The 13,910-nt window shown below is 45.7% G+C and carries 10 protein-coding genes and 1 pseudogene; 5 read left to right on the plus strand and 6 right to left on the minus strand.

What is annotated here, in order from left to right:
• Positions 1-88 precede the first annotated feature (88 nt).
• A complete protein-coding gene (locus QUB56_RS27795) occupies positions 89-1,069 on the minus strand; it encodes an aspartate carbamoyltransferase catalytic subunit (protein ID WP_332959516.1) in 981 nt (326 codons plus the stop codon).
• A 472-nt stretch (positions 1,070-1,541) separates the two neighbouring features.
• Between QUB56_RS27795 and QUB56_RS27800 the strand changes: the two are divergent.
• From QUB56_RS27800 to QUB56_RS27810, 4 genes and pseudogenes are all read left to right on the plus strand, one after another.
• A pseudogene (locus QUB56_RS27800) lies at positions 1,542-1,772 on the plus strand (ISL3 family transposase); the annotation flags it as partial.
• Positions 1,773-1,782: 10 nt separating this feature from the next.
• Positions 1,783-2,001 carry a transposase gene (locus QUB56_RS27805; protein ID WP_332959517.1) on the plus strand — a complete coding sequence of 73 codons (219 nt, stop codon included), beginning with the start codon at positions 1,783-1,785 and terminating at the stop codon, positions 1,999-2,001.
• 368 nt (positions 2,002-2,369) lie between these two features.
• Positions 2,370-2,567: a winged helix-turn-helix domain-containing protein gene (locus tag QUB56_RS37435; protein WP_445243408.1), complete on the plus strand. Its 198-nt coding sequence runs from the start codon at positions 2,370-2,372 to the stop codon at positions 2,565-2,567.
• Between the two features lie 1,052 nt (positions 2,568-3,619).
• A complete protein-coding gene (locus QUB56_RS27810; protein WP_293257578.1) occupies positions 3,620-3,838 on the plus strand; it encodes a DUF4327 family protein in 219 nt (72 codons plus the stop codon).
• A gap of 173 nt (positions 3,839-4,011) precedes the next feature.
• Here the strand turns inward: QUB56_RS27810 and QUB56_RS27815 are convergent, their stop codons facing one another.
• A complete protein-coding gene (locus tag QUB56_RS27815) occupies positions 4,012-5,253 on the minus strand; it encodes an FHA domain-containing serine/threonine-protein kinase (protein WP_332959519.1) in 1,242 nt (413 codons plus the stop codon).
• A 378-nt stretch (positions 5,254-5,631) separates the two neighbouring features.
• On the opposite strand from QUB56_RS27815, the gene QUB56_RS27820 reads away from it, so the two are divergent.
• The gene (locus QUB56_RS27820; RefSeq protein WP_332959521.1) at positions 5,632-6,339 is read left to right on the plus strand and encodes a hypothetical protein; all 708 of its coding nucleotides are present in this window, start codon (positions 5,632-5,634) and stop codon (positions 6,337-6,339) included.
• A 29-nt stretch (positions 6,340-6,368) separates the two neighbouring features.
• Here QUB56_RS27820 and QUB56_RS27825 read toward each other — a convergent pair whose 3' ends face one another.
• The 4 genes from QUB56_RS27825 to QUB56_RS27840 form a co-directional block, all read right to left on the minus strand.
• Positions 6,369-8,669: a serine/threonine phosphatase gene (locus QUB56_RS27825; RefSeq protein ID WP_332959524.1), complete on the minus strand. Its 2,301-nt coding sequence runs from the start codon at positions 8,667-8,669 to the stop codon at positions 6,369-6,371.
• A 349-nt stretch (positions 8,670-9,018) separates the two neighbouring features.
• Positions 9,019-11,574 carry a DHH family phosphoesterase gene (locus tag QUB56_RS27830; protein WP_332959526.1) on the minus strand — a complete coding sequence of 852 codons (2,556 nt, stop codon included), beginning with the start codon at positions 11,572-11,574 and terminating at the stop codon, positions 9,019-9,021.
• A gap of 427 nt (positions 11,575-12,001) precedes the next feature.
• On the minus strand, positions 12,002-12,841 hold the full coding sequence (locus tag QUB56_RS27835; protein WP_332959527.1) for a PD-(D/E)XK nuclease family protein: 840 nt from the start codon (positions 12,839-12,841) through the stop codon (positions 12,002-12,004).
• Positions 12,842-13,151: 310 nt separating this feature from the next.
• Entirely contained in the window at positions 13,152-13,820 is a 669-nt protein-coding gene (locus QUB56_RS27840; RefSeq protein WP_332959528.1) for a Uma2 family endonuclease, read from the minus strand.
• Between the last annotated feature and the right edge of the window lie 90 nt (positions 13,821-13,910).

Below are 13,910 nucleotides of genomic sequence, written 5' to 3' on the forward strand. Positions count from 1 at the left end.
TCCTAAAGATTCTTGAAAATTCAGGCCGCTTATTGACATTAACTGAACGACTAGCTTCCCGCACCTTGACAGGGCTGCTGCTAACAACCTAAACTTTACCGCCGCCGATCAGGTAAAGTAAGGCCATCCGCACCGCTACCCCGCTGGTAACTTGCTGAGAAATCAGGCTAAACTGGGCATCGTCCATCAAATCCGAACTAATTTCCACGCCACGGTTAACCGGGCCCGGGTGCAACACCTTCACATCCGGCTTGCAGAGTTTGAGCCGATCGCGCGTAATCCCGTACAAAGAATGATACTCTCGTAAGCTCGGCAGCAAATGCTCGCTCATCCGTTCCTTTTGCAACCGCAAAGTCATCACAAAATCAGCATCAGCCAAAGCAGGTTCAAGATGCCAGTGCAAAAATAACTTGCCTTCCCTACCATCGCCACACTCAGCAAACAACAGCGGCAGCAAAGTCGGCGGTCCGGCCAAATGAACCTCTGCCCCAGAAGCCGTTAGACTCCAAATATTAGACCTAGCCACCCGCGAATGCAAGATATCCCCCACCACAGCAATTTTTTTGCCCGCTAAAACTTCGGGCCGCGGACGTTCGGTATCTAACAGACAACAAATAGTAAATAAGTCTAGCAAACCTTGCGATGGGTGTTCGTGCTGACCGTCTCCTGCATTGAGAACGCTGACTCTCGAACCCAAGCGATCCATTTCCGAAGCAATCGTACTGGGAACTCCAGCTTGTTCGTGCCGGATCACCATCACATCCGTTCCCATCGCCAGATAAGTCTTAGCCGTATCCAGAATAGTCTCCCCCTTCGTCAGAGAAGAACTTCCCGAGGTAAAATTTAGCGTATCCGCCGACAGCCGCTTCGCCGCCAACTCAAAACTATTGCGAGTCCGGGTAGAAGGTTCAAAAAACAAATTCGCGACCACTTGACCCTGCAGGGCAGGCACTTTCTTCGTGCGGCGGCCCAGGACCTCCCGAAAACTGGCCGCAGTTTGCAGCACCGTATCGTATTCGTCGGAGGTAAAATCAGCCAGAGTGAGAATGTGTCGCCTTGTCCAAGTCATAGAGTTAGCTTTTGAGTTGCAAATTGGAATTTAACTATTTCGCCGCAAGTCCCCCACTATAACGGTACTCCGTTTAGTGGTGAGATATAAGGCCCTGGGATGAGATGCAATCGTCGTCGTCAAATTATCTGAAAAATTTGTATCGGAAATTGTAAGTAGGTAGGCGGGAAAATTTAGCTTTATGTGACGAAACATTAAGTAGCACAATTCGGTTTTCCGTACTTAGTATGCTAAATTTTTAGGAAAATGGGTTTTTCCGTACTTAGTATGCTAAATTTTTATAAAATAGGGACAATTTAAGTTAAATATGGAAAGATTAATGACAAAAATCCTGAATCTACCTGGTGTAATTGTAGAGGAGAGCTGAGAGACAGAAGAAACAATTATTTTATCCGTCTGAGTCCAAAATAAAACAGCAGTTTGCCCACGATGCGGACAAACAAGCCGCCGTCTACATCAAAATAAAAGGCACTCTGTTAGAGATTTACCAATCACTAACAGAGAAGTAATTCTCAAAGTAAATCGCCGACTGTTTAAGTGTGAAAGCTGTAAAAAACCTTTTAGCGAAATCTTGGATTTTGTTGAACTTAGCAAAAATTTTACTCAAAGGTGCGCCCCAAGTATTACGAAACAAGTTATTAATAGTGACATTAATAATGTTGCCAGGAATAATAAATTAACAGCTAACAGCCGAACAAGTTGAATCAATGGTTATGGCAGCCGCTAAAAGTGTGATGAAGGTTGATCCAGCTCAACTATGCCGATTAGGAATAGATGAAATTAGCTTAGTTAAAGGGCAAGGAAAATTCATTGTTGTATTAGTAGATTTAGAAACACATAAGGTTTTAGGTTTAGCCCCAGGAAGAAAACAGTCAGAGATAGAAAAAGTGATGCTATTATGGGGAGATAAAGTATTATCTCAAGTTGAATAAGTCAGCATGGATATGAGTTTTATAGCAATCCTAAATCATTATCATGATTGTGATACAATTATATGCCATACTTGATTGTGAAAAAAAAATGAATAACTTACAAATGCCACAAAAAGATAGGGAAAAAGAAATAGTTTAAGAAAGAATCTTTCATTAAAAGCGATATCGATGCCAGAGAACTAAAACGAGCAATAGCTGTAAGGATGGCGCTCTCAGGTAATATCAACCAGGAAATTAGCAAGATTTTACGTGTAAGTAATTTTTTTATTGGTTAGTGGAAACAACCATTTAAAACCAAAGGTATCGACGGAATCAAACTAGGACATAAAGGGTCAAAAGGGTATTTAACAGCTCTACACAAAACGGAAGTGATCGAGTGGTTAAAGAATAAAGCATATTGGAATTTAGATGAGCTGGTTACTTATTTAGAGCGAGAATTTGGTGGGATATATAAATCAAAACAGAGTTACTATGAAATCTTCGACCGGGCGAAGATTAGTCGGAACAAAAATCAAAAGACCAATACTAAATTTGATAAAGAACTGGTAAAAAAAAAGACGGAATAAATTAAAGATATTTTATTTAAAAACAAGGCTGGTATAGAATATGAAGAAATAATAGTAGCGTTTTTAGATGAATGTCATCTAGTTCATGGTAATCTAAATGGTTGTGTTTGGGGTCAATCCCAAATCCAAATTGAAGCGGCAATTACTAATTAAAAATATAGACAAACTTATTTGGGTACCCTCAATTATAAAAACCAACAATTCCACGTTCACAGTTATCGGTTTGGGGTGTAAAATCAATAGTTAAATTAATAAAATACTTATAAAATAAATATAAGGAGCGGAGAATAATCTCGATATTGGAGGGAGATACTTATCATAAGTATGGACAATTTAGACACTTTTTATAATCACTAAATCGTGATAATAACCTAACAAGGGGTCAACTAATTGTATTTTATTTTCTACCAATTCGCCCCAACAGAATCCTGTTGAAGATATTTGGTTAGCAGCTAATTTTTTTTAAGAAAGTATTGGTATTTATGTATGTCTTTTAAGATTATCAAATTTTTGTTTGACTTTTTCACCAAGGAACATAAATTTGATTTCCCCAAAATTCATCAGTACACTTATACATAGAAAATCATTTAGGATTGCTATAGATGTGAGAGAATGGACTTACCCTCACTGTGGCACTCACCATGACTGCGATGGAAATGCAGCTATCCATATTAGAGCAGAAGGCATGAGAATGCTAAAGGCGGAAGGCTCAGCCGTCTCTGCTTTAGGAGGGGAGATAAGACCAAAGCTGGGACGAAACTCTCATCTGAGGCACTCGCCATTGAGTACATAAGCCCCCGAAGAGAGTCGGAGTACCGACTCTCTTCGGTGGGTAGTTCACAGATGATTAATTCTTTGCAGTCTGTCTTGACTCTTCAGTCCTGCTTATAGGCCCTTGCCAAAACGAACTGTGTTAAGATACAAGTTGAATATGTAGCTTCCCGACAAAAATCTACACGTGTCTTGGCGAGACTGTTCTTGGCGAAACTGCGGTAAAAAGTGTGAGCTGGGAAGTGGTAATTACACAAGATTTAAACAATTCAAGAGGTATTATGAGCCAGCAGGTTATACAGCCGATGGTTAAGTTCCAGCGTCAGGTGCATTCTCTCGTCACGTCTGGCATTATCAAGCCCACAGACAGCATTTGGAAAATTGCTCTGCTTTACGGCGACGAATGGCCGTACTGGAAACAGCAATTGCTAGAGTTTGATTTTTCTATGCAAGACCCAGTGAGCGAGTTGATAGCTGTAGAAGCTTGGGACGAGGAATAACACAGGAGACGGAGGACTTGCGTGTCGGAGAGAAATTCCGAGGCGATGGGGTAAATTTTATTTGATAAATTTTCCGTTGCTAGCTTCTTCCCTCTTCCCTCTTCCCTCTTCCCTTTGCCCTCTTCCTAATGACTTTTGACTTTTGACTTTTGACTTTTGACTTCTGACTTCTGTTAAAGAGAAGCTGCTAAAGCTCGAGCTAATTGTTGAGCAGTTTGAAAGCGATCCCCAGGCTTAGCTGCCGTGGTTCGCAAAATGGTCTCCCGCAGCTTGGGGGTGATCGTCGGAATATTTTCGAGCTTAAACCCGTAACCTCCAGCTCTTTTGCCGTAAAAGTTTTGAGGGCTTTGGGCCGTTAGCAAAAAAATCAAAGTAGGCCCAATAGCATATAAATCCGACTGAGGGAGAGGCTGTCCCCGGTCTTGTTCTGGTGCGGTGTAGCCTTCAACGCCGATGCGAGTGCCCGGAGGAGTGCCGATTTCTTTAACGGCTCCAAAATCCAGCAGTGTAATGCGATTGTCGCGGTGCCGCACCAGCAAATTAGCAGGTTTAATATCCCGGTGGACGATCGGGGGTTTTTGAGAGTGAATGTAGTCCAAAACCTCACAGGTTTGGATCATCCACTCTATTGCTTGTTGGGGAGCCACAGGCCCGCGGTTGTAGATGCGTTTTTCTAAATCCTCGCCGTGGAGCATTTCCATCACCAAGTATTTTTTGCCCCATTCCACAAAAAAGTCAAAAAACTGAGGAATTCCCGGATGGTGGAGGGCCTTGAGAGTTTTAGCTTCACGTTCAAACAGTTCTTGAGCTTTGGCGATTTGAGCCATATCAGCATTCATTTCCTTGAGGACTACCAGAGATGCTGCGGGGGAACTTCCGGGTGTTTGAGCTTTTGCTTTCTCTCGATCCCAGGCTAAAGTCGTTGTCCCCATACCGCCTTGGCCCAAAGTTTTCAGCACTTGGTAGTGGCGGACAGTGCGCTCGACTTTAATCGGTTCGCCGCAGTGGATGCAGAATAAATTCCCCGTCGGGTTTCCCCCGTGGGTACACCTCGGGGCGGCGAGATTGACGGTGGGCTTCGCCTCAATTTGGCCGCCGACTTCAATAGTAATAACTTGGAAATGCAGAATTGGGCCGCCCCGCGCCAACTGGATCAGGGCACCGTCGGATATCCAACCCTGAGACATGACAATACCGTTAACCAAAGTGCCATTTGTCCCGAAATTGACTAAGTACCACTGACTGGACTTCCCGCTATTAACTCTTTGCAATTCCAGATGCTGCCGCGACACTAGAACATTGGGGATGACAACGTGATTTTCTGGAGAGCGGCCGATGCGAATAATGGACTCGCTCTCGAAACTCCACTGTTGCAGGGGGGTCTGTTTTTCTGGATCTAAAAGAGTCAGCAGCATTTTTCATGGATGTGGTTAATCTGCTAATAACTAGCAGGAGTTGCCCCGCTTTTGGGTGGGCAATTCTTTTGCCCAGCGCCAAATGTAATAGTTGGCTATTGAACGAGGAACTAATAAGTAGCTCTGTTGCACCGTTTAACCGTAAATTTACTAGAGTTCGATCTGTTGCATCGTTCGTGAAATACGTATTATTACTCTAATTTTAGCCCTTAGCTTCATCAAAGCTTTATTAAAACACATTTTTTATTAAAATTGCATAAAGATGCTATCGCTCTCTCATTTTTGTAAAATATTTTCCGTATAATTGCTGATAAATATATCGAGTTTTTTACAGAAGCATCTCCACTCAATCCTATCAAAAGTAAGGGCGGAATAACCATGACTGAAAAATTGCAAAAAATGGCTGTTGCTGCTGCTATTTTGAGCTGGGGGGCGACCTCCGTCAAATCGGCAGAGGCTGCATCAGTGAAATTAACTTTTTTTCAGGGCGCGGACACTCCTGTAGGTGTAGGCTCTTTGAGCTATGATAAATCGACTCCTTATGAAGATTTTTTTGCGTCAAGTTGGGTCGCACCACATCGAGCTCTAGAAATTAGCGCCAGCGATAAATTGTTTGTAGTAAAGGATTTTTCGGTAAATTTACTCGGGCTGTCGTGGGACTTGTCGGACACTACAACCGTTTTGCACTCGAATCCTTATTCTTCTGCCAGTTATATTTATCGGCTTTCACCTTTGTTGTGGGCACCGTTTGACCTAAATCCATTAAAGGTTGTTAATGGTGATGATTTCCTAGATGACCATACCGATATCCCAATACCCTCTCTGGATGGATATTGGTCATTTGGAACTCGAGTAAGAACTCCAGAGACTGCAACATCTCCACTTCTGCTAATAATTGGGAATAGGGGCGGGGCAGGCTCCAGAATGAGCTGGCGGCAAGATAGTTTGCAATCAGACGGAAGCTTCGGCCCCAGCAGCGGATATCTAATAGCAGAGGAAGTCGAGCCCGGCGGTGAAAACTTAGAGACTGTTCCGGAACCTGCAACAATTGCAGGTTTAACTCTGGCAGCGGCTGGCTTGGGCTAGGGCAAGAAAAAGTTTGGAGCATCGAAAGTCTAAAATCGAAATGTGCCTACCTGCGCGCGAATGATAATTGCCGTGATATTGTCGTGACCGTTGCGTTTGTTGCCAAGTTCAATCAACTGGGCAACTCCTTCGTCGAGATTGGCTTGGGGATTGAACAGGGGTTCGAGAGTGTTTTGCCAGTGAGTTTCCAACAAATCATTATCTGTCAGGCCGTCGGAAGCCAAAATTAATAAGGTATCTTCGCACAAGTCTAAAAACTGCACCTCAGGCTTGAGAAAATTACTGTCTCGGGGGCCGAGGGCTTGAGTTAGTTGATAGGCGTCGGGACGGGCATAAGCAGTTTCCGGGTCAACCCCGCGCTTAATTTCGCGCTGCCCGACTTCGTGGTCTGAGGTGATTTTTTCTAGGGCCTGTCCCTTTCTCAGTCGGTAGAGGCGGCTGTCGCCGACGTGGGCAACGGCGAATTGGGTGTCTTGAACTAAGACTGCGACTAGAGTTGTACCCATGCGGGCGCTGCCGGAGCGTCTGTCTTTTTGATTGATTTCAAAGATGGCTTTGTTGGCTAGCAGCACTCCCTCGCGGATGGTGTCTGCCGGAGGTAGTTGATTTTCCCAACGGGTTTGAAAGAATTCTCTTAGGGTTTCAGCGGCTAGTTGACTGGCTACTTCTCCGCTGTCGTGTCCGCCCATGCCGTCGCAGAGAATGTAAAGCCCTTTGGTTTGAAAGATGCGACCGAAGGAGCTTTCGAGTTTGTTGAGCTGAGTCCAGATGCTGAAGAAGTCTTCGTTGTGCTCGCGCGTGCGACCAGTATCGGTGAGGCCTGCGTCTTCTAAGCTGTAAATCTGGAGTGGCATGGGCTGGGTTAAGACCTCGCCAAGGTCGGGGGGGGACTCGTGGGGGCTGCGGTAATGCTCGCGCGTGGGGGTTGAGCTTGGTGAAGGTGCGGGTTGGAGTTCTAGGGGAACTGTTTCTAGGCACGATCGCAATTCTTCGATTGTGTTAATCTCGCCTCTGTACATTTGTTGCAGCAGTTCGAGCAATGCGCCAAACTCAGTGCGGGAGGACTGGCTAAATATCACCTGCCACAGTTGCCCCAAATCTACCAGTTGCAGGTTTGAGCCGACGGGTTCGGGATAGAGGTATTGCAGCCGCAAAGAGGCCAAGGAAAAGGAAGAGTCGGGGTTGACTCGCAAATTTGTCAGTTCCAACAAGCTTTGCCGACAGTGCCAGGGTTCTAGGGCAGCCCACAGTTCTGTCATTTCGTGCAGCCAGTATAAAATTTGCTGGGTGGAAGTTTCGGGTTGATTCCACCGTTCTAGCAGCAGCGACCATTGGGAGCCGTCTTCTAGCAGCAGCACTGCCTGTTCGTTGTCTGACCAGCTATCGTGAATGACTGGCAGGTTTTGAGAGAATTGCCACCGCAGTGCCAGATAAGGTTCAGCTATGCCTTGGCAAAGCTTTGCTAAGGCGGAATGGGTCGAATTTTCTTCGGGTTTGATGGCGGCCCTGTAGGGGGAGGTTCGTTTGGCGACGCTGGCAGAGTTGGCTGCTAGCATTGCTTTGAGGGGTGACATTTGCAGCGGCTGACAGTCCAATACTTTTACTGCTACTGTGTCTGAGGGTTTTCTCGGCGGCACGGTTTCTAGGAGTTGGTAGCGCTGCTGGGTGTCTAAATAAGCTCCTGCTGGCTGGGAAGGGATTAAATATTCTGAATTGGGGACGGGGAATTGTGGAGATTGGGGGGAGATGTCAGCTATGTTTGGGCTGTCGGGGTTCTCTGTTCCTTGGTGGATTTGTTTAGGCTGTGGTGCGGTTGTAAAATTCTGCTCGGATGGGGTTGTTTGGCGCTCTGGTGCTGTAATATAGCTTTTTTCTGTTGTTGGAAAGGATGCTGGTGCGATCGCCCCCACGGCTACTACAGCGTCATTTTCTGCGCTGCTGAATTCGCCGTCCGGAAGCTGTGGAGAAGTTGGTTCGACTGCTGTTGGGGGTGCGGCTGGGGTGGTTATTTCTGTTTTAATGGTGTCTGCGATCGGTTCTAGAGAGTTTTGGGGCGATGCGGTTTCTGGAACTCGGTCTGGTTTTTGCCCAAACTCGGCTGGGGGTATGGTTGACTCCTGTGGCTCGACTGCTGGAAAATTCGATCGACCGCAGATAATAGCCCGCCATACTTGACCTGTTACGACGCCACAATTCTGACATTCTTTGGCGCTAAAAGCGACTTGGGCCCCGCATTCGTGGCAAGGTTTGTAAATTAGGGAATTTCCGCATTGTTGACAAAACTTGTTTGGATCGGGATTTTCAAATTGGCAGCGGGGACAGAGGAGCATAGGGGTTTTAAATTGGAGATTGGCGATCGAGTTTGGCGGTGGGGTGTTTTGGGTTGCGGGCCCTGAGTTAGGAGTTATGAGTTTTGGGCCTGACTCGCAAGGGATAACTTTCATTGCCCTATGCCTTATTTTATCGGGATGAATTCAGAAGTAAGATATTTCTTAAAACTGAGATGTTGCATCCGTGTCAGGAATAGGCCTGTTAAGCCCGATCCACAAAAATCTCTCTCGCTTCACTGACCAAAAAGCCCGCCCCACCGGCTGCTGCGAGTGCGGGCCGGACAAGAAAAGTTATCTCATCAGTGGAACTGTCATCCTGCCTGTGCTTAACAATGGTGCTAGATATCTGTTAGAAGGGATTTTCTGTAGAATCTTCTTGGAAAACGGTCTCTCGGGCGATCGATTGAATTGTTGAGAGGGGTACTTCACAGAAATATTTCCGCCGGAATTGTTCTTCGGAGACTGCTGCTAGGAATTGCGCTGCAAAACGGGCGGCGATGGGGGAATTTGGCACGGAGAATTGGATGGATTGGCTATCTAATAACGGTTGGGGGATTTGTTGTGGCGCGTCTTCTGGCTGTGCGGTTTCGGGTTGTCTGGTGATGTGGAAAGCTCGATCGCGATAATTGATTTTGAAACCGAGAGATGTTAGGGTTTTGAACCCGAGTTGCAGGGATGTGTCGCTGATGCCGAGTTTTTGGGTTAGTTGCTGTCTGGTGACGGGTTTTTTGGTGCGGCTGAGGTATTTGGCGATGCCGATTAGCTGTTGGCAGATTTGCTGTGGGGCTACGGGTGGGGGTAAAGTATAGGCGATCGCGAGTTTTTTTTGAGTGTGCTGTGCTTGCCGAAACCAGATCCGCAGTTCGTCCCAGCTTGCGGGGCATTGTTTGAGGACGATCGAGTTTTGTCGATCGACCTTTTCGGAATTGTAAGCTAGATTGTCGATCGGCATTGGAGATTCTAAGTTTGTGCTAGCTGCTAACAACTCTTCATCATTATTTCTATTTCGCCAGTCTACGATCCAATCTATTTTAGCGGGCGAATGGATTTGGTTTTCTTCCGTGCGTTCTTGCACTGCTACGAGGCGCACTTCATACCGCGATTTGTAAGTATTAAAATCTAGTTCAACGGTGACATCGCAGCGGCCTTGGGGAACTTCGTTTTGATTGTGTCCCCACCAAATGCCTGGAAATCCCGTATCGCTAGATTCGTCCCTAATTGTAAATTCTGTTTTGATATATTCTACTTTTTGCCCTTTCAAATCCTTGATTTTTTGATTCCAGAGATTGTCAAACCAGCAGTTTGCAATCAGCAATTTGGGTGTGGGGTTCCCCATACCGCACGGTTCGAGCAATTTTAGTTCTTGAAATAAGTCCTTGCCTAATTCGGACACAGTAATTTTTAGGTCGGCTTGAACGGGGGCTGCTGTTAAACTATCTGTACTGTATTGTTGCCGCAGTTGCTGATTTACCGCATCGGTAAATAGGGGGATATTTTCAACGGGGAGACTTAATCCGGCAGCGAAGGGATGACCGCCAAATCTGTGCAATAAATGCGCTTGACCTTTGACTAATTGGTAAAGGTCGATTTGATTGGCGGAACGCGCCGAACCCCTGGCAATTTTGGATGGGGAAAGTGTTTGTGATTCTGGATCTAAGAAAGAGGTAAATTGCGCTTCCGGGGAATTTTCGTTAATTCCTTCGCTTCCTTCTGTGCTGAATAAAATCACGGGACGGCCGTATTCTTGGGCGATTTGCCCCGCTACTAATCCTAATACTCCTACCGGCCATTGGGGGTCGCTGAGGACGATGACGCTAGTCGTTGAGAGGTCGAGTTTGGCTAATTTGTGGGCGGCATCTTTGGCAACATCTTTTTGTAAAGATTTGCGCCGGGAGTTGGCAATTTCGGTTAAATTTGCTAGTTCTTCGCAGCGTTTTTTGTCGCGGCTGGTGAGGAGTTCTACGCAGAAGGTGGCGGATCCTTGAATGCGGCTGACGGCGTTGATTCGGGGGCCGATCCCGAAGGAAATGTCGGTGGGGCGATCGCCCGATCTTTTGCACAGTTCGAGCAATTTTGCAACTCCTGGGCGGGTGGGATTTGCAATTTGTTTTTGCAGTTGTTGGATGCCGATTTGTGCTAGGTAGCGGCTGTCTCCTGTAAGTTGGACTAAATCCGCAATTAAGCCGATTGCTACTAATTCTAATAAATCTGTGAGCGGGCGCTGCGGAATATCAGGTAATGTGTGATATAATGCTTCAACTAATTTGTAAGCTACTCCCACTCCTGAAAGGTTAAATAGTTGGTGGTTTGGGGGAAAGTAGCGGGGATTGATAATGGCTGTAGCTGGCGGGCGCTCTTCCGGTAATGTATGATGGTCGGTAATAATTGTATCGATGTTTAAGCTAGTCGCATATTCGATTTCGGCGATGTTTGTACTGCCGGTATCGCAGGTAATAATTAAGCTAATTCCCGATTTTGCTAAGGCGTCTATTCCTGGGATATTGAGTCCGTGGGATTCGGTTAAGCGGTTGGGAATGTAATAAATTAGTTGGTCATTTTGAGCAAAAAATTCTCCCAGTCCGTCCCAAAGTACGGAAGTTGAGGTAATGCCGTCGGCGTCGAAGTCTCCCCAAATTGCGACTTTTTCTGCGCTGTTTCGTGCTTGCTGGATTCTTTCTATCGCCCAGTTCATTTCTAGTCCGAATTCAAAGGGACTTGCTGGTTGGTAAAGTTGGGGATTTAAGAAACCGGGTATTTGTTCGGGGTTTTGAATTCCTCTATACCACAGAAGTGCAGCGGCATAGTTTCCCGGGAGTTCTGGTGCATGGTGTCTGACAGCTTGGATCAGCCAAGCTGGGGGTTGGGGTAAGAGTTGATTTTGCCAGTTTTGAGGGGTTTCTGTCATTCGATTTTAGATTTTAGATTTTAGATTTTAGATTTTTACCACAGATGAATCCACGGGCTTGTTTGTATGTTAAATAAAACTTAAGCGACTCACTGCTTCCCAGGCTCTGCCTGCGAACCCATTTCCCGAGGCTCTGCCTCGCTTACGATGGAGAAAAGTGGAGGCAGAGCCTCCGTATCGGCGTTACCAGGAAGAGCCTAGTAACGAGTAAATGTAGATTTTAGATTTTTACCACAGATGAATCCAGGGGCTTGTTTGTATGTTAAATAAAACTTAAGCGACTCACTGCTTCCCAGGCTCTGCCTGGTAACCCATTTCCAGAGGCTCTGCCTCGCTTACTATGGGGAAATTTGGAGGCAGAGCCTCCGTATTGGCATTACCAGGCCGAGCCTAGTAACGAGGAAAATTTCGGGGGCTTGTTTATATATTAAATATATATTTCGTCGATTATAGCAAGATTTGGCAGCCAATCTGTGGGAGTTTCTGCGAGAAGATATGGTGAGGGAGTTTTTGTGTCTGGTGTACGGTTGCAGCGCGTGGCAAATTGACAGGAATCGCAAAGATTGGAACTAATTTCTACTTGAGGTAAGAATTCACCGCCTTCGGTATAGCGCTGTCGCCAGTCGGTTAGCTGCTGCAATAGGTGGGTTAAATCTTGTTTTGTGCGATCGTGCTCTGTTTGGTTGTAGTAAAATGTGAGTTTTTGCGGCGGTTCTTCTCCTTGCAATTGTACGAACCAGTATGTCATGGAAACTTGTTCGGGGGAATAGTCGCTGGTTTCTACTAAGACGTATAAATAGAGGCGAGTTTGCCAACTTTCGGCTATCCATTTTGATTTTTGATGCCGGGGATAGGTTTTCCAGTCGAGAATTTGGGCGGCGTTTGGTTCTGCTATTAGCAAGTCATAGATAACGGTGAATAGGTAGTCTTGGAAAATTAGCGTGCGGGGGTGTTCGGCTTGGCGGAAAATGCGTGAAGTGTAGCTATCCCGTAGGGAATCGCTATTTTCGGAATTGGCGAAGAGTTCGGGTGCGGTGTTGATAAATGCTGCCACGCAGCGTCCCAGTTCGGGGTCTTGTTGGATGATAAATTCAATGGGAAGTCCGAGTTCTCGCTGCTGCATTAATAGGTGAAAGTGGCTTCCCCATGTGAGTTTTTCTTTGTGTTCTGGGGAGGCGGTGGTGGCTAGGAGTTCTAGGTAGCTGTGTTGGAATTTGCGGGGGCATTCTTCGAGAATTTTGAGTTGGGTTTGGGATAGTCGGAGCATTTTTTTATGATTTTAGATTTTAGATTTTTTATGATTGTCAGGGGTATAGATCTTTTTTTAACCGCAGATGTCGGCAGATGGACGGGGATAAACGCAGATAAGTTAGGGCGATCGCTCGCGTTTTTGACAGTTGTAGTTCTACATTTTCTCAAGTCAGTTAACTTGATTATATGGATTCCTTCTGAAAATGTGTAACTATTTATGCCTCTGACGGTTCTCTTTAAGCGATAATTGCGTAAGGAATTGAGAAAAATTAAGAGCGATTCCCTACGGGCATAGCTACGCACGCGCGTACTTTCCGCCAACTTCTCTACAACTTCCCAACTTGTTGAGCAAACCACATCGCCGCCGTCCCATTTCCCTCACCCAAAAGTTTCAAAGTCTCCGACAGCAAAGCAATTGGCAATCCCTCAAGGGCTCCGGAAATTTCGCAGGGCTGATATTTCCCGTTTTCCTGCAAGCGAAATGCCAAAACTCTCTCCCCCTTAATATCTACTACCCAATACTCAGGAATTCCCAAAGCAGCATACAACCGCTTTTTTTCATCTAAATCGCTGGCCAAAGTAGTATCAGCTATCTCCCCGACTAAATCGGGAACTCGCGACTGATTCAGATTAATTCGGCGGGGTTCCCCTTTTTGCCATTGGTGGAAATCTCCGCCGATGTATAAAACTTTATCTGGTGCACCCGCTCCCACTTTAGGTTTTTCAATTACACAACCGCTGAGAGAATCAAAAGTTTGTCCTATTTTGGTAGTAAACCACACGAAAAATATGATAGTAAACAGATCGTTAAATCTGGCGTGCTGAGGCCCTTCATTACCCATGTCTATCCAAAGATATCCTTCATAAAAAAATATTCGGGCTTCCTCCAAAGAAGGATCTTCGCAGGCTGCTACATAATCTTCCCATGTCGCGGCTTGCCATTGGGGAATTTCGCCCACTTGAGACACGATGAATTTGGCAGTTGTAGAAGTCATGATTTAAAAGCAAATTGAGGATAAATTTATCCTAACTTAGGTTGATATTTATCTGCTGCTGTAATTGGTACTTAGTAATTTGTCAATTTT

This window comes from Microcoleus sp. AR_TQ3_B6, assembly GCF_036702785.1.
In the GTDB taxonomy this organism is placed as follows: Bacteria; Cyanobacteriota; Cyanobacteriia; order Cyanobacteriales; family Microcoleaceae; genus Microcoleus.

What these genes read in the sequence shown, in the direction of transcription:
- QUB56_RS27815 (WP_332959519.1), bottom strand. Translation starts at nt 5,253, where the DNA reads ATGCTGCTGACTCTTTTAGATCCAGAAAAACAGACCCCCCTGCAACAG.
- QUB56_RS27840 (WP_332959528.1), bottom strand. Translation starts at nt 13,820, where the DNA reads ATGACTTCTACAACTGCCAAATTCATCGTGTCTCAAGTGGGCGAAATT.
- QUB56_RS27830 (WP_332959526.1), bottom strand. Translation starts at nt 11,574, where the DNA reads ATGACAGAAACCCCTCAAAACTGGCAAAATCAACTCTTACCCCAACCC.
- QUB56_RS27805 (WP_332959517.1), top strand. Translation starts at nt 1,783, where the DNA reads ATGGCAGCCGCTAAAAGTGTGATGAAGGTTGATCCAGCTCAACTATGC.
- QUB56_RS27810 (WP_293257578.1), top strand. Translation starts at nt 3,620, where the DNA reads ATGAGCCAGCAGGTTATACAGCCGATGGTTAAGTTCCAGCGTCAGGTG.
- QUB56_RS27795 (WP_332959516.1), bottom strand. Translation starts at nt 1,069, where the DNA reads ATGACTTGGACAAGGCGACACATTCTCACTCTGGCTGATTTTACCTCC.
- QUB56_RS27820 (WP_332959521.1), top strand. Translation starts at nt 5,632, where the DNA reads ATGACTGAAAAATTGCAAAAAATGGCTGTTGCTGCTGCTATTTTGAGC.
- QUB56_RS27825 (WP_332959524.1), bottom strand. Translation starts at nt 8,669, where the DNA reads ATGCTCCTCTGTCCCCGCTGCCAATTTGAAAATCCCGATCCAAACAAG.
- QUB56_RS27835 (WP_332959527.1), bottom strand. Translation starts at nt 12,841, where the DNA reads ATGCTCCGACTATCCCAAACCCAACTCAAAATTCTCGAAGAATGCCCC.